We start from the raw sequence: 16,931 nt of genomic DNA on the forward strand, positions 1-16,931 counted from the left end.
TGTCGATCAGCCTGCTCAGGCGTCGCTTGCCGCCACGCCCTGCGCTCCCCACACCTGCGGGTTCGGTGCCCACCGACGATCGGGCTCTCTCTCGAGCAGGGCACAGGCGTAGGCGCCCAGGTCCACCTGGAAGAAATCGGCCGCGGCCTGGGCGCCGCTGTCTTCGCGCGCCGCATTCGATGCGAAGTGCACGAAGGCTTCCCAGTTGCGTCCCATCTGCTCGACCAGGACCCGTGCGAGCTCATAGGACAGCAGGTTGCCGTCGTCCGTCCTGAAGAACGAGTCGCCCGACCAGAACTCCTGGATCTGCGCCTCGCCCCAGAACGCCCGGTGCTTGCGCTTCCATTCCTGGATCGTGTACGGGGAGCGCGGCTCGCCGGTGAGCCTTCGCTCGGTGTTGACGGCCAGCCCCTCGTCCAGCCAGCGCGGCAGCTTCAGGTGAGACAGCGCGCTGTGGGTCATCTCGTGGGCGATGACGGGCTCGATGGCCGCGAGGTCCGCGCGCTTTGCAAGGAAGTGCGCGCACCCCGCATCGACGAACATGCCGCCGCTGAACGCGAACTCGCCGCCGTCGGGGTAGTAGCTGGACACATAGGCGTAGTACGTCTCTTCGTCGTCCACGACCAGCAGGATGCTCTTGGCGTGTGCCTCGAAGTGCGCGACGCCGGCAAGCACGCGCTGGATGCGCTTGCGCGTGGACGCCACGTAGGCCGCCGTTGCGACGGCAACGACGTCTTCGAGCGACGACAGCACGAAGGCGTCGTCCGATTCGAAGAGGCGGAAATCGGGCCCGAGTGCATCCCTGAGATGCAGCAGCCACGCGCGCTTGCCCAGGGCGACAGCGGTGCGCTGGCGGTCCGCGTCGCCCATCGACGACGCCCATGCATCCAGCGCCTGCCAGTCGAGCAAGGGGAGTCCGTCGTAGAGCGCCATGTGATCGCGCAGCGCGAAGCCGGGCCCGTCGCCGAGTGCGATGTGTTCCGGCGCCTCGTCGTGGGTGAAGCCGTCGGGCCATGCGGTGGACGCGGCCTTTGCGGCGCGCGGTTGCCGGGGCAGGTGCGTCCAGGCCAGGAACGCGCCCATGAAAGGGAGAACCCAGACCGTGGCGAGAAGCATGTTTCTTCGCAGCGGGTTGTCGTCGATGGCGCGAATGCGCCTGCTCAGGTACACGTTCATGGCGAGCCATGCGGCGCAGATGCCGGCGATCAGCAGCGTGCTCATGGGGTGGCGCTCTGTGGCTGTTGGCAGCGCGTGGCGGTGCCGTTCGTGGCATGTGGCATTTGTTCTTCTCCGCCGGCCAGCATAGCGGCTGCGTGTGGCGCTACGGCCCGGCCTGGCGCAGCAGATGCGCGGCCAGCAGCTGCGCCGCAGGCGACAGCACGGCGCCCGTCTTCGTCGCCATCAGCAAGCGCCGCGTGGCCCATGCGTCGCTGAGCCGCACGACTTTCAGGTCGAGCGCCGCCACCTGCGCCTTGCAGGCCGCCAGCGGCACCACGCCGATGCCGAGGTTGGCCGCGATCATGTGGCACATCGCGTCGAAGCTGCGCACCTGCACGCGCAGGCGCATCGGAATGCCGGCCTGCTCGGCGGCGCGCGATGTGAGTTCGAGCAACGAGCTGCTGCGGTTCAGCCCCACGAACTCGTGCGCGAGGCAGGCCTTGAAGCCGACCTGCTTCGCACGGCTGCGCGCCAGCGGATGCTGCTTCGCGCACAGCACGACGAGCTCGTCGGTCTGGAACGGCGCCACGTCGAGCCCGTAGGCCGGCGTGTTCTCGGCGAACACGCCGACGTCGGCCAGGCCGTCGACCAGCGCACGCACGATGTCGCCGCTGAGCTGCTCCTCGACCTCCACGCGGATGTCCGGGTGCTGGCCCAGGAAGGTCGCGAGCGTGGCTGGCAGGAACTCGGTCAGCGCCGACATGTTGGCCCACAGCCGCACGTGGCCGCGCACGCCGCTGGAGTAGTCGTTGAGCTCGTTGCTGAACTGCTCGAAACCCTGGAAGAGCCGCATCGCATGCTGCATGGCCACATGCCCCGCGGGCGTGAGCGCGATGCCTTGCGCGCTGCGCTCGAGCAGCTTCGATCCGGCGGCGGCCTCGAAGTCCGACAACCGGCGGCTCGCCGCCGAAAGCGCGAGGTGGCACGCCTGCGCGCCCTTGGTGATGCTGCCCGACTGCGCCACCGCGCAGAACAGGCGCAGCGTCACGAAGTCGACGCGGGCGGGGTTGATGGAGTGGGCCATCGGCGGATTCTAGGGAGCGCGCAAGTGTCGAAAGTCACCATCCGGGTTGGAAGGAAAACAAAAGGGTTCGTTGACATGTTATGTCGGCAAACCTATAGTGAACCCCACAAAAGAATGTTGCGCTTCCATCGGTAGTCAACCACAAGGAGAGGTATGCAATCACTGCTCGATCAACTCAAGGGACTGGATGTGCTGGCCGGCGCAGAGATGGGCGGGCTGCCCGTGCAGCTGCAGCCCATTCCGGGCCGCACGCCGGTGATCCAGGTGAGCATCGAGGGACGCGACGAGCTGCCGATCTTCGTCACCAGTTCGGACATGCAGATCATCTGCATCTGCTACCTCTGGACCGAGGAAGAAGTGAAGCCCGAGCGCCGCACCGAGCTGCTCGAATCGCTGCTCGACCTGAACCCTTCGGTGCCGCTGTCGTCCTTCGGGCGTGTCGACGGCCGCTACGTACTCACCGGCGCGCTGGGCCGTGACGCCAGCGTGCAGGACATCGCACGCGAGGTTGCCGTTCTCAGCGACAACGCGCTCGATGCGCTCGACGCCCTGTCCGAATTCCTGAACTAAGCGGAGATCATCATGACAGTCATCAAGAAGCTGGTCACCTTGCTGCGCGGCAGCGCGCGCGAAATCGGCGAGAGCGTGGTCGACAGCAATGCCACACGCATCTACGAGCAGGAAATCATCGACGCCAAGCACAGCATCGAGAAGGCCAAGGGCGACCTCACGGGCGTGATGGCCAAGGAGATGCAGTCGGCCCGCGAAATCGAGCGCCTGAAGAACGAGGTGTCGCGCTACGAAGGCCTGGCGCTGGAGGCGCTCAACAAGACGCAGGAAGGCCTGGCACTCGACGTGGCTTCCAAGGTCGGCCTGCTCGAGCAGGAGCTCGAGGAGCAGGCCAAGGCGCACGCGTCCTACGCGCTGCAGGTGGCCAAGCTCAAGGAGTTGATCAAGTCGGCCGAGGCGCGCATCCGCGAGCACGAGCGCGAGATCAACATCGCCAAGACCACCGAGAGCGTGTACCGCGCCACGCAGTCGATCTCCGAGAACATCGGCAGCGGCGGCTCGCGCCTGGCCAATGCGCGGGAATCGCTGGAGCGCATCCGCGCGCGGCACGAAGACCTGTCCGACCGCATGACGGCCAGCCAGCAGCTGGACAACGAGTTCGGCCACGGCGCGCTCGAGAAGAAGCTGGCCGCCGCGGGCATCGGCAACGACGCCGACCGCACGGGCAAGGTGATGGAGCGCATCCGCGCGCGCCAGGCCAGCCCCGCGAACGCCGCCAATGCCAACGGCGCCGCTGCCGGCACAGGGACCGGAGCCCCATAACATGCGCGCCAAGCCGGTCCGCTGGCAGGGCTCCGACGAGGCGATACGCGCCGTCCAGGTGGCGTTCGACGTGGAAGAGGCCGTGCTCGAGGCCGTGCGCAGCGCGGCGTTCGAGCAGCACGTGTCCACGTCGGACCAGATCCGGCAGGTGCTGGGCCTTGCGACCACCTCGAAGCCGAAGCGGCCGCGCCTCACGGTCTCGCTGAGCGCGGCCGACTATGAATTCCTGGCCCAGCGCTACGGCCTGGCCGCCGACGACCGCCTGGCCATCAAGGAGAGGGCCACGCGCGACCTGATCGCTTTTGCAGGAGATGCAGAAGATGCCGCAGGGGGTGCAGGGAGTGCGCCCGCGGCGAGTGGAAAGAAGAACACCGGCACAGGGAAGCCGGGACGCGGCAAGTAGAACAACAAACAACAACCCGTACGCGGGAGGATCAATGGGCAATTTCATGGGAGCGGTGACGGGGTACCCCACCGCGATCTACACGGTGCTGCTGGGCGTCGTGGTGATCTACTGGGTGCTCGCGATGCTCGGCATGGTCGACATCGAACACAGCGGCCTGGACATCGACGTTCACATGCACACGCATGCCGACGGCGACGCCAGCGACATCGGCCACCTCGCCAGCTACGTGGTGGCCTTCGGCCTGAACGGCGTGCCGTTCTCGGTGGCCGTGAGCCTGCTGGTGCTCGTCTCATGGACGGTGTGCTGCCTCGGCGGCGAATGGCTGCTGCCGCTCGTGCCCACCCTGCCGCTGCAGCTGCTGGCCGGCACGGTGCTGCTGGTGGCCAGCGCGGTCATCGCCATTCCCGTCACCGCGGTGACCATCCGGCCGCTGCGCGGCCTGTTCGTGAGCCACACGGCCGTGACCAACGCCGCGCTGGTCGGCCAGCTCTGCCGCGTCGTCACCGGCGTGGTCAACGAGAAGGACGGCCGCGCCGAGGTGGCGCGCCGCGGCGCGAGCCTGAACATCCGCGTGTGGGCCGCCACGCCCAACACGCTCAAGCGGGGATCGCAGGCGCTGATCGTCGAATACGACGAGGTGGCCGGCCGCTACCTCGTTGCCGCGCGCGACGACCTCGTCGCCTGAGCAAGCCCGCTCGAGCGCGCCTTGCCGGCGCGCCGCACCGTTCACCTGTTTCTTTCGCTCTCAAAGCAATTCTGGAGAAAAAATGGAGCCCATCATCTTCGCCATCGTCATATTGGCCGTCGTCATCCTCGGCCTGTTCGCGATGTTCGCCAAGTTCTATCGCAAGATCGAACAGGGCCACGCCCTCATCGTGAACACGCTGCGCGCGGAGCCCGAGGTGACCTTCACCGGGCGCATGGTCTACCCGATCATCCACAAGGCCGAGCTGATGGACATCTCGGTCAAGACGATCGAGATCGACCGCTCGGGCAACGAAGGCCTGATCTGCCGCGACAACATCCGCGCGGACATCAAGGTGAAGTTCTTCGTGCGCGTGAACAAGACGGCCGACGACGTGCTGAAGGTGGCGCAGGGCATCGGCTGCGCGCGCGCCTCCAACCACGAGACGCTCGAGGAGCTGTTCTCGGCCAAGTTCTCCGAAGCGCTGAAGACGGTGGGCAAGTCGATGGAGTTCGTCGACCTGTACCAGGCGCGCGACGGCTTCCGCGACCAGATCATCAGCCAGATCGGCAACGACCTCTCGGGCTACGTGCTCGAAGACGCGGCCATCGACTTCCTCGAACAGACGCCGCTGTCGGAGCTCGACTCGAACAACATCCTCGATGCGCAGGGCATCAAGAAGATCACCGAGCTCACGGCGGTCGAGCACGTGCGCACCAACGAGCTGCGCCGCAACGAGGAAATGCAGATCAAGAAGAAGAACGTCGAGACGCAGGAAGCCATGCTCGAGCTCGAGCGCCAGCAGGCTGACGCCACCGCGCGCCAGCAGCGCGAGATTGCCAGCGTGCGTGCCCGCGAGGAAGCCGAGACGGCGAAGATCCAGGCCGAGGAGCGCACCAAGTCCGAAACCGCGCGCCTGGTCGCCGAGCAGTCGGTGTCGGTGCAGCAGGAGAACGTGCAGCGCGAGAAGGAAGTGGCCGAGAACAACCGCAAGCGCGCCGTGGCCGTCGAGGAAGAAAAGGTCATCCGCGCCCGCGACCTGGAGATCGTCGACCGCGAGAAGGAAGTGACACTGCAGCGCATCGAGAAGGACAAGGCCGTCGAAGTGCAGAAGAAGGCGATTGCCGACGTGATCCGCGAACGCATCGTGGTCGAGCGCACGGTGGCCGAGCAGGAAGAAGCGATCAAGGAACTGCGCGTGGTGGCCGAGGCCGAGCGCACCAAGAAGGCCGTCGTGATCATGGCCGAAGGCCAGGCCGACGAGAAGATGGTGCTCGACGTGAAGGCCGCCGAGACGCAGGAAAAGCGCGCGCGCCACAAGGCCGCCGAAGAGCTCACGCTGGCCGACGCCAAGCTGAAGGTGGCCGAGCGCGACGCCGAATCGAAGAAGCGCGAAGCCGAAGGCGTGGAAGCCATCTCGGCCGCGCCGGGCCTGGCGGCCGCCAAGGTCGAGATTGCGACCGCGCAAGCCAGGCTCGCGAGCTTCGAGGCCGAAGCCTCGGGCAAGGAGAAGCTGGGCCTGGCCGAAGTGCACATCCGCTCCGCCGATGCCGACGCCATCCTCAAGGCCGGCCAGGCCGACGCGCAGGTCATCGAGGCCCGTTCGCAGGCGGAAGCCAGCGGCATGCGCGCCAAGTTCGAGGCCGAGGCCTCGGGCAAGGAAAAGCTCGGCCTCGCCGAAGTCAACGTGCGCACGGCCGACGCCGAGGCCACGCTCAAGTCGGGCCAGGCCGATGCGCAGGTCATCGAGGCGCGCTTCGGTGCCGAGGCCAAGGGCCTGCACGAGAAGTTCGAGGCGATGAAGTCCATGAGCCCCGAAACCCGCGACCACGAGGAGTTCCGCATGCGCCTGGAGAAGTCGCACATCGAGACCCTCAAGGGCATCGACGCGCAGACCGCCATCGCCAAGGAACAGGCCGAGGTGCTGGGCACCGCGCTGGCCAACGCCAAGATCGACATCGTGGGCGGGCAGGGCGACTACTTCGACAGCTTCGTGCGCTCGCTGTCGGTGGGCAAGGGCATCGACGGCGTCATTTCCAAGAGCAACGCGCTGCAGGTGGCCTTCAAGGACCAGCTGTCGGGCGAGCGCGACGTGGTGAAGGACCTGCGCGACATCGTCGGCGCACTGGGCACCTCGTCGGGCGAGATCCAGAACCTGAGCGTGGCCGCGTTGATGAACAAGATCGCCAGCGACGGCAGCGAAAGCCAGAAGAACGCCCTGCAGAACCTGATCTCCACCTTCCGCAACTGAACCGGGGGCGCCCGATGAACCCGAACCTGAAGTGCAGTTGCTCGGCCCACGCGGCGATGCGGCCCGTGGCGCTGGCCGAGGCGTTGCTCGCGGTGGAGTGCGGCGATTGCGGCGGCATGCTGGTGGCCATGGACGACTGGCGCGCCTGGAAGGCCGGCGACGAGACCCGCGTGCCGCACGCGGTCGATGACGAGGTGATCGAGGTGTTCGACGCCGCGTCGGTGCGCCATTGCCCCGAGTGCGACCGCCTGATGCAGCGGCTGCGCGTGAGCGCCGGGCCCGACTTTCGCATCGACCGTTGCGTGGCCTGCCAGAACCTGTGGTTCGACAAGGGCGAGTGGCGCGCCATCGTGAGCCGCGGCCTGGCGGGGCGGCTCGACGAGCTGCTCTCCGACGGCTGGCAGCGCCGCCTGCAGACCGAGGAAGTGCGCGAGGTGCGCATTGCCGCGCTGCGACGGCGCTACGGCAACGACTGCATCGACGAGCTGGACCGCATCCGCGCCTGGCTCGACACCCAGCCCCACCGCGACGAACTGCTCGCACTGCTGCGCGCGGACTGAGCGCGCCGACCTATGCAACCAACGCAAGAATCGGGCACACCGCCCGGCGCCCAGGCGCAGTCCGACCCGACCGAAGCCCTGGTCTCCGGCAGCGGCAGCTACGACCTGCTGAAGAAGCGGCTCGAGACCCAGGGCGAAGGCCTGCTGAAGAAGACGCAGGCGCTCAACGAGCAGCGGCTGGCCGAGTTCGGCCGCTCCGACCAGACGCTGGTGCTGCGCACCCGCGCGCGCACCGAGAACAACGCGGTGGCGCGCGACCTGGTGCGCATCGGTGACCTGCTGCTGTTCGGCTACAACGTGTTCATCGGCCTGCGCAAGGAGACCACCGTCGGCGACGTGTTCGGCCTGTACCGGCTGGTGTCGCCGGGCGAGGCCGGGCAGGGCGCCGACAGCGACGAGCTGCAGCCGGTGCCGCTGGCCGGCAGCTTCCTGGAAGACGCGCGCTTCGCCTCCGACTTCCGCGAGCTGTACGCCTACTACAAGCAGGCCACGCTGCTGCAGCTGCGCGTGACGCAGGACAAGCTGCTCGCGGCCTTCCAGATCGGCCAGCAGGTCACCGACGTGCGCGTGTTCCGCTGGGCCATCGAGCGCGACGGGCGCATCAGCTACATCGACAACCGCGGCGAGCGCGACATCGCCCTGCCCGCGAGCCACGACTTCGAATGGACCGTGGCCACGCGCGAAGACCACGTGGGCGGCAAGCACCCGCACATCAACGTGCTCGACACCGTGTTCGTCGAGACGCTGGGCGGCGACCTCACGATCAAGATCGAGAACAACACCGAGACCGGGCTGGGCATCTACAGCGAGCCGGTGGAAGACCGCAGCCAGTCGCTGACCGACGCCGAGATCGCGTGGGCCAAGCTGGGCATGCTGATATTGCTGCGCGTGAAGCCGTACCGCGAGCAGGTCACGCGCTACCTGGTGTTCAACATCCGCACGCAGCAGGTGGAGCGCATCGACGCCATCGGCGGTTCGTGCGTGCAGCTGCCGGAAGACCACGGCATCATCTTCCCGGGCGGCTACTACCTGCAGTCGGGCGAGCACAAGCGCTTCGACCTGCCCGCCGAGATGGTGGAGAACCTGCGCTTCAAGCGCATGCTGCGCTCGCCCAACGGCGAAGACGTGGCCTACATCTTCTACGACCCGAAGCCGGGCCGCTACGCGCTGTTCAACTACAACCTGATCGACAAGAAGCTCGCCACGCCGATCATCGCCAACGGCTACGCGCGCTTTGCCGACGGCCGCATCCTGGTGTTCCACGACAACGACAGCGAGCCGACGCGCGTGCACCCGATGCAGTTGTGGCAGACGCCGTTCGCGAGCGAAGAGCACGTGAGCGCGCAGCCGCCCGCGACCGGCTTCTTCGGCAAGATCGGCAACGCCGAGCTGGTGCGCGGCGTGAGCGACCTGATGGGCATTGCGCGCGCGGTGCGCGAACAGGCACCGACCAAGGCGGCCTACGAAGACCTGATTCGCCAGTGCACCCGCGTGAGCGACGCCTACTTCTGGCTCGAGGCGCCCGAGGCCGCCGGCCTCATGGCCGAGCTGCGCAGCATCAGCGAGGTGGCGCGCAGCACGCTGGCCGAGTTCGAGAAGGTCGACACCATCCGCCGCGACACCGCGCGTGCGCTGGCGCGCGCCGAAGACGAGCAGCACGCGCTGCTGGTCGACATTGCCAGCACCATCTGGCGCGCGCCCGACGACTTCGTGAAGGCGCTGGGCCGGCTGCGCGAGCGCCGCGGCGCGCTGCAGATGCTCAAGGAACTGCGCTACGCCGACCTGCCGCGCATCGCCGCGATGGACGCCGCGCTGGAGACCGAGCAGCAGCGCATCGGCGAGCGCGCCATGCAGTTCCTGGCGGCCGACACGGCCTTTGCCGGGCAGCGCCAGGCGCTGGACAAGCTGGCGCTCGACCTGCCCAACCTGGCCACGTCGCCGGCGCTGGGCCAGCTGCTGGCCACGCTCGACGAGCAGGCCGCCGGGCTCGACCTGCTGACCGAGCAGCTCGGCAGCCTGCCGGGGGGCGACGCGGTCATCCGCACGTCGATCCTCGACCGCATCTCGCTGATCTACGCCGACATCAACCGCATGCGCGCCGATGCGCGCGCGCGGCGCAAGTCGCTCGGCGCCACGGAGGCGCGCGCGGAGTTCGGCGCGCAGTTCAAGCTCTTCAGCCAGGCGGTGGAAAACGCGCTGGAGTTCGCCGACACGCCCGAGAAGTGCGACGACGCGCTCACGCGCCTGCTGGCCCAGCTGGAAGAAATCGAAGGCCGCTTCGCCGAGCAGGAAGACTTCCTGGCCGACATCGCCGAGAAGCGCGAGAACGTGTATGAAGCGCTCTCGGCCCGGCGCCAGAGCCTGGTGGAGGCCCGCCAGCGCCGCGCGCAGGGCGTGGTCAACGCGGCCGGGCGCATCCTGGACGGCATTCCGCGGCGCATTGCGCAGCTGGGCGAGCTGACCCAGGTGCACAGCTACTTCGCGGCCGACCCGATGATCGGCAAGCTGCACACGCTGATTGCCGACCTGCGCTCGCTGGGCGCGGCCGTGCCGGCCGACGAGCTCGACACGCGGCTGAAGACCGCGCGCGACCAGGCGTTGCGCGCGGTGCGCGACAAGCGCGAGCTGGTGAGCGAGGGTGGCGACACGCTGCGCCTGGGCCGCCACGCCTTCACCGTGCACCGCCAGCCGGTCGACCTGACGCTGGTGGCGCGCGAAGAGGGCATGGCCTACCAGGTGACGGGCACCGACTACCAGAGCCCGGTGGACGACGAGCGGCTGCGCGCGCTGCAGGTGTACTGGAACCAGTCGCTGGTGTCGGAAACGCGCGAGCTCTCGCGCGCCGAATACCTTGCCGGCCGGTTGCTGGAGGCGCTGCTCGACGGCAAGGCCGAGCGCAGCTGGGCCGACGTGCGCACGCTGCTGGCCGAAGACCCGCTGCACCCGCAGCTGCTGGAAATGGTGCGCCGCTTCGCCGCCGCGCGCTACCAGGAGGGCTACCAGAAGGGCATTCACGACGACGACGCGCTGCGCCTGCTGGGCGCGCTGGTCACCATGCAGGACCAGGCCGGCCTGCTGGCCTGGGGGCCTACCGAGCGCGCGCTGGCCTTGCTCTACTGGCAGCACGGCCACCTGATCGCGCACCGCGAATCGCTGTTGCGGCGCGCGCGCGCGGCGCTGCAGATGCAGGAGCTGTTCGGCCGGCGCGATGCGCTCGCGCAGCTCGAAGCCGACACCGCACGCTCGCTGCAGCACTTCGCGCGCGAGGTGCTGCCCGACCTGTTGCCGCTCGCCGAGTCGGCCGACGACGAAGCGCGCGAGGCCCACAAGGGCCGCGTGGCCACCTTGTGCGACCAGGCCGCGGCCTACCTCGTGCGCGAACTGGCGGCGCATGCGGGCGAGACCTGGGTGGTTTCCGGCGCGGGCGAAGACCTGGCCGCCGCGCTGCTGCGCGAGCTCGAGCGCGGCGGCCGCCGCGAAGCCTGGCAGGCCGACCTCGACGCCGCGCCGCCGGCGGAGCGCTGGCGGCTGGCGCGCGACTGGGTGCATGCCTATGCCGTTCACCAGGCGCCGCAGTCGGCCGACTGGATCGACGATGCCGCCAGCGTGCTGGCGATGCCGCTGCAGCGCACGCGCGTCAACGTGGCGCTCGACCAGGCCGTGGAAGGCCTGCGCGGCGAGCATGCGCGCGTGGCCGACGGCCGCATGACGTTGAACCTCAACGACTTCTGGCGCCGCTTCCTGTTCCACGTGCAGCACGCGGTGCCGGGCTACGAGGCATTGCAGCGCCTGCGCCACGAGCTGCTGGAGCGCGAGAAGGGCCGCCTGAAGCTGGGCCAGTTCCAGGCCAAGCCGCTGTCCACCTTCGTGCGCAACCGGCTGATCGACGAGCTCTACCTGCCCATCATTGGCGACAACCTCGCCAAGCAGATCGGTTCTTCCGGCGAAGGCAGCCGCACCGACCGCATGGGCCTGCTGCTGCTGATCTCGCCGCCGGGCTACGGCAAGACCACGCTCATGGAGTACGTGGCCGACCGCCTGGGCCTGATCTTCGTGCGCATCAACTGCCCCGCGCTGGGCCACGGCGTGACGGCCATCGACCCGGCCAATGCGCCCAACAGCGCGGCACGCCAGGAACTCGAGAAGCTCAACCTGGGCCTGGCGATGGGCAGCAACGTGATGCTGTACCTGGACGACATCCAGCACACGAGCCCGGAGTTCCTGCAGAAGTTCATTGCGCTGGCCGACGGCACGCGCCGCATCGAGGGCGTGTGGAACGGCGAGCCACGCAGCTACGACATGCGCGGCAAGCGCTTCGCGATCGTGATGGCGGGCAACCCTTACACCGAGTCGGGCGACGTGTTCAAGATCCCGGACATGCTGGCCAACCGGGCCGACATCTACAACCTGGGCGACGTGCTCTCGGGCCGCGAGGCGGCCTTCGCGCTGTCGTACATCGAGAACAGCCTGACCTCGAACCCCACGCTGATGCCATTGGCGTCGCGCGACCCGAAGGACGTGCAGCTGCTGGTGCAGATGGCGCAGGGCCACGAGGTGCCGAGCAGCGCGCTGTCGCACGCCTACAGCGCGGTCGAGCTCGAGGAGATCAAGGCGCTGCTGCTGCGCCTGTTCCGGGCGCGCGACCTGCTGCTGAAGGTGAATCTCGCGTACATCGAGTCGGCCGCGCAGCAGGAGACCTACCGCGTCGCGCCGCCGTTCAAGCTGCAGGGCAGCTACCGCAACATGACCAAGCTGGCGGGCAAGATCACCGCGCTGATGCGCGACGACGAGCTCGACGCGCTGCTGCGCGACCACTACCGCGGCGAGGCCCAGACGCTGACCACCGGCGCCGAGGAAAACCTGCTGCGCCTGGCCCAGCTGCTCGGCAGCCCGACGCCCGAGGAAGCCGCGCGCTGGAAGGAGATCTGCGACGAGTTCGTGCGCCAGCGCAAGCTGGGCGGCGGCGATGTGGACGGCAGCCAGCGCATTGCGAGCAGCATGCTCGACGTGGCGCGCGCGGTCGATGCATTGAAGCCCGAGCCGGTGGCACCCGCCGAAGGCCCGAGCGACAGCCAGCGCCTGGCCGACGCGATGCTGCAGATCGCCGTGACCTACCGCGAGCTGATCCTGCCGCTGGTGACGGCCACCGAGCGCCGGCTCGAGCTCGACCGCTCGATCACCCAGGACATGGAGCGCCTGGCCGCCGAGGTGAACGCCACGCGCACCGCGCCGCGGCGCACGCCCAAGCCCGACAAGGACCAATGACATGTCCGCGCTGCCCTCGACCCCCGCCACAGAACCGCCGCCGGCGTTGCCCGAGCTGCTCGCGCAGCTCGACGCCACCTTGGCCGACGCGCGCCTGAGCGACGACGAGCGCCGTGTGCTGGTGCACACGCTGCGCGAGGCCTCGCCGCCGGAGGACGGCCTGCGCCAGCTGCGCAACCGGGCCTTCGACCTGGTGCGCGCGCGCACCGCCGACCCGGAGCAGCTGTCGCTGCTGAAATGGCTCGAAGGCGTGGTCCGCGCCATCGACACCGGCCGCTCGCCCGACAACGCGGTGGTGCGCTCGCAAGCCTTCTTCAGCCCCGGCACGGCCTGCCTGCAGGCCATCCGGCAGCAGCTGCGCGCGGCCAAACGCTCGATCGACCTCTGCGTGTTCACGCTGTCCGACGACCGCATCACCGCCGAGGTGCTGGCCGCGCACCGGCGCGGCGTGTCGCTGCGCTGCATCTCCGACAACGACAAGGAGTTCGACCTGGGCAGCGACATCGGCCAGTTGCGCGCCGCCGGCATTCCGGTCGCGGTGGACCGCACCGACGCGCACATGCACCACAAGTTCGCCATCTTCGACGGCATGCGCCTGCTCAACGGCAGCTACAACTGGACGCGCAGCGCCTGCGATTTCAACGAAGAGAACCTGGTGCTGACCAACGACCCTTCGCTCGTTCGCCGCTTCGCCGACGAATTCGACACCTTGTGGAAAGAACTGCAGGCCCCCCGATGACCCGACGGATCGACTACGACTGGGAGCTGCCGCCCGAGCTGCAGCAGCGCCTGGGCACCTCCAGCTACGGCGCGCAGCGCGTGCTCCACGAAGCGGGGCACCTCATGGTGATCCTGCACGAGCCGCCTGCCGGCACCGGTGCGGAGCGCAAGAACGCCGTGTTCCTGCGCAAGCCCGACGGGGCGTGGCTGCACAAGGGCAGCAACCCGGGCGAGCGGGCGCTGCAGAAGCTGCTCGAAAGCTACCGCGCGGCGCTGAGCGCCTTCGAGATCCGGCACGAGGCGGCCGACAACTCCGAGGCGCTGTTCCAGATCCTCGGGCCGCTCATTCCGCTGTCGCGCGCCGCGTCGAACATGCAGACCGCGCTGCAGGCCGCGCGCGAGGCGGTGCCTGAAGACGCGCTCATCACCGACATGCGCGACCGCGCGGTCGAGATCGCGCGCGGCATCGAGCTGCTGCTGGCCGACACGCGCATGTCGCTGGACTACCGGCTCGCGCACGCGGCCGAGCAGCAGGCGCACGCGGCCATGGAAGTGAGCCGCGCGCAGCACAAGCTCAACACCATCGCGGCGCTGACCTTCCCGCTGATGGCCATCGGCGCGGCCTTCGGCATGAACCTGCACAGCGGCATGGAAAGCCTGCCGGGCTGGGTGTACTGGGCGATCTTCGGCGCGGGGCTCTTCATGGGCTTGCTGCTGCGCGGATGGGTCAAGGCGCCGGAGCCGCTGCCGCCTGCGGCGAAGCCCGGGCTGCCCCGGAAGAAGTAAGCCGAAGGGCAGCGCACCCAACCGAACCAAACCGTGCCGGGCCTTCGCGTTCTGCGAAGGCCTGCTGCCGTCAAAGCAATTCCGCGCCGCGCCGTCTGTTCCTAGAGTTGGGCCCAACCCAACATGGAGACAGACGCGGACATGAATGCACTCGAAGGCCTGAAGGTGCTGGAGCTCGGCCAACTCATTGCCGGGCCCTTTGCCGGCAAGACGCTCGCGGAGTTCGGCGCCGACGTCATCAAGATCGAGCCGGCCGGCGTCGGCGATCCGTTGCGCAAGTGGCGGCTGCTGCGCGACGGCACGTCGGTGTGGTGGGAAGTGCAGTCGCGCAACAAGCGCTCGGTGTGCCTCGACCTGCGCAGCACAGAAGGCCAGGAGGCCGTGCGGGCCCTGGCGCTCGAGGCCGACGTGCTCATCGAGAACTTCAAGCCCGGCACGCTCGAAGGCTGGGGCCTGGGCTGGGAACAGCTGCACGCGCTGAACCCGCGGCTCATCATGCTGCGCATCTCGGGCTACGGCCAGACCGGCCCCTACCGCGACAAGCCCGGCTTCGGCGTGCTCGGCGAATCGATGGGCGGGCTGCGCTACCTGAGCGGCGAACCGGGCCGGGTGCCGGTGCGCGTGGGGGTGTCGCTGGGCGACACGCTGGCGGCGCTGCATGGCGTGATCGGCGTGCTGACCGCGCTGCACCACCGCACGGCGCATGGCGGCGAAGGGCAGTTCATCGACGTGGCGCTGTACGAGTCGGTGTTCAACGTGATGGAAAGCCTGCTGCCCGAGTACGCCGCCTTCGGCGCGGTGCGCGAGCGGGCCGGCAGCGCCTTGCCCGGCATCGCGCCGACCAACGCCTACCGGTGCAGCGACGGCCACTACGTGCTGGTGGCCGGCAACGGCGACAGCATCTTCCGGCGGCTGATGCGGGCCATCGGGCGCGAAGACCTCGAGCGTGACGAGCAACTGAAGCACAACGACGGCCGCGTGCTGCGCGTGGCAGAGATCGATGCGGCCATCGAGGCGTGGACGCTGCCGCGCAGCCGCGACGAGGTGCTGGCCGTGCTCGACGCGGCCGGCGTGCCGGTCGGGCGCATCTACACCGTGGCCGACATCGCGAGCGACCCGCAGTACCTGGCGCGCGAAATGATCGTCGAGGCCCCGGCGTCGGACGGCACCACGCTGAAGGTGCCCGGCGTGGTGCCCAAGCTCAGTGCCACGCCGGGCCGCATCGCGCACCCCGCGCCGCGGCTGGGCGAACACAGCGGCGACCTGCAGGCCGGCGGATGGCCCGCGCGGCGCGATGAGCGGGAGGCCGCATGAAGACCGGCCACGGCACGCGGCTGTACATCAACGAGGTCGCCACGCGCGACGGCTTCCAGATGGAAAGCCGCTTCATCCCGACCGACGACAAGGTCGCGCTGGTCGACCGGCTCGGCACGCTGGGCTACGCGAAGATCGAAGTGACCTCGTTCACGTCGGCCAAGGCCATTCCCGCGCTGCGCGACGGCGAAGAAGTGATGCACCGCATCGCGCGCCGCCCCGGCGTGGTCTACACCGCGCTGGTGCCGAACCTGCGCGGCGCACAGCGCGCGCTGGAAAGCCGCATCGACGAGTTCAACATCGTCATGTCGGTGAGCGAGACGCACAACCTCGCCAACCTGCGCATGACGCGGGAGCAGTCGTTCGCGCAACTGGCCGGCGTGATCGCGCTGGCGAAGCAGGCGGGCGTGCCGGTGAACGTGTCGCTGTCGTGCGTGTTCGGCTGCCCGATGGAGGGCGAGGTGGCAGGGGACGGCGTGCGGGGCTGGATCGACCGCTTCGCGGCGCTCGAGGTGCAGGGTGTGACGCTGTGCGACACCACGGGCATGGCGCACCCGACGCAGGTGCAAGCCATCTGCGAGAGCGCGATCGCCATGTGCCCGTCGATGGACTGGACGGCGCACTTCCACAACACGCGCGGCATGGGCCTCGTCAACACGGTGGCCGCCGTCGAGGCCGGCATCCGGCGGCTCGACATGTCGCTCGGCGGCATCGGCGGTTGCCCCTACGCACCCGGCGCCACCGGCAACGTGGCGACCGAAGACGTGGTGCACATGCTGCAGTGCATGGGCTACGACACCGGCATGGACCTGGACGGCCTGATTGCCGCGGCGGCCGAGTTGCAGTCGCTGGTGCGGCACGACCTGCCGGGCCAGGTGTCGCGCGCGGGGCATCGCCTGACGCGGCATGCGCCGCCCGCGGATTTCAACGACACCGTGGCGCGTGCCCGCGCGCGCGAACTGCAACGGCAGATGGAGGCTCGCCCATGATCGATCACCTGGACCACCTGGTGCTGACCACCGCCGACGAGGCCGCCTGCATCCGTTTCTATGTCGAGGCGATGGGCATGTCGCTGGAGAGCTTCGGCGCCGGCCGCAAGGCGTTTCGCTTCGGCAACCAGAAGATCAACCTGCACCTGAAGGGCCACGAGTTCGAGCCCAAGGCGCAATGGCCCACGCCGGGCTCGCTCGACCTGTGCTTCATCGCCAGCGTGCCGCTGGAGGCCGTGATCGCGCGCTTGAAGGACAAGGGCGTGCCCGTAGTCGAAGGCCCGGTGATGCGCACCGGCGCCACCTCGCGCATCCGCTCGGTCTACGTGCGCGACCCCGACCGGAACCTGATCGAGATCTCGGAGCTCGCGCCCTGACGGG

14 protein-coding genes are annotated in these 16,931 nt (G+C 68.8%); 12 read left to right on the top strand and 2 right to left on the bottom strand.

The annotated features are described in order from the left end of the window. Positions 1 to 15: 15 nt before the first annotated feature. Positions 16 to 1,221: a hypothetical protein gene (locus BM013_RS35730; protein WP_093134303.1), complete on the bottom strand. Its 1,206-nt coding sequence runs from the start codon at positions 1,219 to 1,221 to the stop codon at positions 16 to 18. Positions 1,222 to 1,321: 100 nt separating this feature from the next. Then, positions 1,322 to 2,242: a LysR family transcriptional regulator gene (locus tag BM013_RS35735; protein WP_093134305.1), complete on the bottom strand. Its 921-nt coding sequence runs from the start codon at positions 2,240 to 2,242 to the stop codon at positions 1,322 to 1,324. 153 nt (positions 2,243 to 2,395) lie between these two features. Here BM013_RS35735 and BM013_RS35740 point away from each other — a divergent pair, with 153 nt between their 5' ends. The 12 genes from BM013_RS35740 to BM013_RS35795 all read left to right on the top strand — a co-directional run bounded on the left by BM013_RS35740 (position 2,396) and on the right by BM013_RS35795 (position 16,927). Beyond that, the gene (locus tag BM013_RS35740) at positions 2,396 to 2,812 is read left to right on the top strand and encodes a YjfI family protein (protein ID WP_093134308.1); all 417 of its coding nucleotides are present in this window, start codon (positions 2,396 to 2,398) and stop codon (positions 2,810 to 2,812) included. Positions 2,813 to 2,824: 12 nt separating this feature from the next. Continuing rightward, positions 2,825 to 3,574 (top strand): PspA/IM30 family protein, encoded by a 750-nt coding sequence (locus BM013_RS35745; RefSeq protein WP_093134311.1) that lies wholly within the window; start codon positions 2,825 to 2,827, stop codon positions 3,572 to 3,574. A 1-nt stretch (position 3,575) separates the two neighbouring features. Further along, entirely contained in the window at positions 3,576 to 3,977 is a 402-nt protein-coding gene (locus BM013_RS35750; RefSeq protein ID WP_093134313.1) for a hypothetical protein, read from the top strand. Positions 3,978 to 4,011: 34 nt separating this feature from the next. Beyond that, complete coding sequence (locus BM013_RS35755) at positions 4,012 to 4,665, top strand: ubiquinone biosynthesis protein (protein ID WP_093134317.1); 654 nt, start codon at positions 4,012 to 4,014, stop codon at positions 4,663 to 4,665. A gap of 82 nt (positions 4,666 to 4,747) precedes the next feature. Then, a complete protein-coding gene (locus tag BM013_RS35760) occupies positions 4,748 to 6,916 on the top strand; it encodes a hypothetical protein (protein ID WP_093134319.1) in 2,169 nt (722 codons plus the stop codon). A 14-nt stretch (positions 6,917 to 6,930) separates the two neighbouring features. Continuing rightward, positions 6,931 to 7,476, top strand: a complete 546-nt coding sequence (locus BM013_RS35765) for a TFIIB-type zinc ribbon-containing protein (RefSeq protein ID WP_093134322.1) — start codon at positions 6,931 to 6,933, stop codon at positions 7,474 to 7,476. 12 nt (positions 7,477 to 7,488) lie between these two features. Then, positions 7,489 to 12,741, top strand: coding sequence for a DNA repair ATPase (locus tag BM013_RS35770; protein ID WP_093134324.1), 5,253 nt, complete (start codon positions 7,489 to 7,491; stop codon positions 12,739 to 12,741). A gap of 1 nt (position 12,742) precedes the next feature. Continuing rightward, positions 12,743 to 13,480 carry a phospholipase D-like domain-containing protein gene (locus BM013_RS35775; RefSeq protein WP_093134327.1) on the top strand — a complete coding sequence of 246 codons (738 nt, stop codon included), beginning with the start codon at positions 12,743 to 12,745 and terminating at the stop codon, positions 13,478 to 13,480. Then, positions 13,477 to 14,247 carry a hypothetical protein gene (locus BM013_RS35780; protein WP_093134329.1) on the top strand — a complete coding sequence of 257 codons (771 nt, stop codon included), beginning with the start codon at positions 13,477 to 13,479 and terminating at the stop codon, positions 14,245 to 14,247. Before BM013_RS35775 ends, BM013_RS35780 begins: the two co-directional genes overlap by 4 nt. Before the next feature lie 141 nt (positions 14,248 to 14,388). Next, positions 14,389 to 15,561: a CaiB/BaiF CoA transferase family protein gene (locus tag BM013_RS35785; RefSeq protein ID WP_093134332.1), complete on the top strand. Its 1,173-nt coding sequence runs from the start codon at positions 14,389 to 14,391 to the stop codon at positions 15,559 to 15,561. Beyond that, positions 15,558 to 16,550 carry a hydroxymethylglutaryl-CoA lyase gene (locus tag BM013_RS35790; RefSeq protein WP_093134334.1) on the top strand — a complete coding sequence of 331 codons (993 nt, stop codon included), beginning with the start codon at positions 15,558 to 15,560 and terminating at the stop codon, positions 16,548 to 16,550. The genes BM013_RS35785 and BM013_RS35790 overlap by 4 nt, the downstream gene beginning before the upstream one ends. Next, a complete protein-coding gene (locus BM013_RS35795; RefSeq protein ID WP_093134337.1) occupies positions 16,547 to 16,927 on the top strand; it encodes a VOC family protein in 381 nt (126 codons plus the stop codon). The genes BM013_RS35790 and BM013_RS35795 overlap by 4 nt, the downstream gene beginning before the upstream one ends. The last annotated feature ends 4 nt before the right edge of the window (positions 16,928 to 16,931 follow it).

This window comes from Variovorax sp. OK605 (assembly GCF_900115445.1).
GTDB lineage: Bacteria > Pseudomonadota > Gammaproteobacteria > Burkholderiales > Burkholderiaceae_C > Variovorax.

Excerpts from the sequence above, each read along its gene's own strand:
- BM013_RS35730 (WP_093134303.1), bottom strand. The coding sequence starts at position 1,221 with ATGAGCACGCTGCTGATCGCCGGCATCTGCGCCGCATGGCTCGCCATG.
- BM013_RS35735 (WP_093134305.1), bottom strand. The coding sequence starts at position 2,242 with ATGGCCCACTCCATCAACCCCGCCCGCGTCGACTTCGTGACGCTGCGC.
- BM013_RS35740 (WP_093134308.1), top strand. The coding sequence starts at position 2,396 with ATGCAATCACTGCTCGATCAACTCAAGGGACTGGATGTGCTGGCCGGC.
- BM013_RS35745 (WP_093134311.1), top strand. The coding sequence starts at position 2,825 with ATGACAGTCATCAAGAAGCTGGTCACCTTGCTGCGCGGCAGCGCGCGC.
- BM013_RS35750 (WP_093134313.1), top strand. The coding sequence starts at position 3,576 with ATGCGCGCCAAGCCGGTCCGCTGGCAGGGCTCCGACGAGGCGATACGC.
- BM013_RS35755 (WP_093134317.1), top strand. The coding sequence starts at position 4,012 with ATGGGCAATTTCATGGGAGCGGTGACGGGGTACCCCACCGCGATCTAC.
- BM013_RS35760 (WP_093134319.1), top strand. The coding sequence starts at position 4,748 with ATGGAGCCCATCATCTTCGCCATCGTCATATTGGCCGTCGTCATCCTC.
- BM013_RS35765 (WP_093134322.1), top strand. The coding sequence starts at position 6,931 with ATGAACCCGAACCTGAAGTGCAGTTGCTCGGCCCACGCGGCGATGCGG.
- BM013_RS35770 (WP_093134324.1), top strand. The coding sequence starts at position 7,489 with ATGCAACCAACGCAAGAATCGGGCACACCGCCCGGCGCCCAGGCGCAG.
- BM013_RS35775 (WP_093134327.1), top strand. The coding sequence starts at position 12,743 with ATGTCCGCGCTGCCCTCGACCCCCGCCACAGAACCGCCGCCGGCGTTG.
- BM013_RS35780 (WP_093134329.1), top strand. The coding sequence starts at position 13,477 with ATGACCCGACGGATCGACTACGACTGGGAGCTGCCGCCCGAGCTGCAG.
- BM013_RS35785 (WP_093134332.1), top strand. The coding sequence starts at position 14,389 with ATGAATGCACTCGAAGGCCTGAAGGTGCTGGAGCTCGGCCAACTCATT.
- BM013_RS35790 (WP_093134334.1), top strand. The coding sequence starts at position 15,558 with ATGAAGACCGGCCACGGCACGCGGCTGTACATCAACGAGGTCGCCACG.
- BM013_RS35795 (WP_093134337.1), top strand. The coding sequence starts at position 16,547 with ATGATCGATCACCTGGACCACCTGGTGCTGACCACCGCCGACGAGGCC.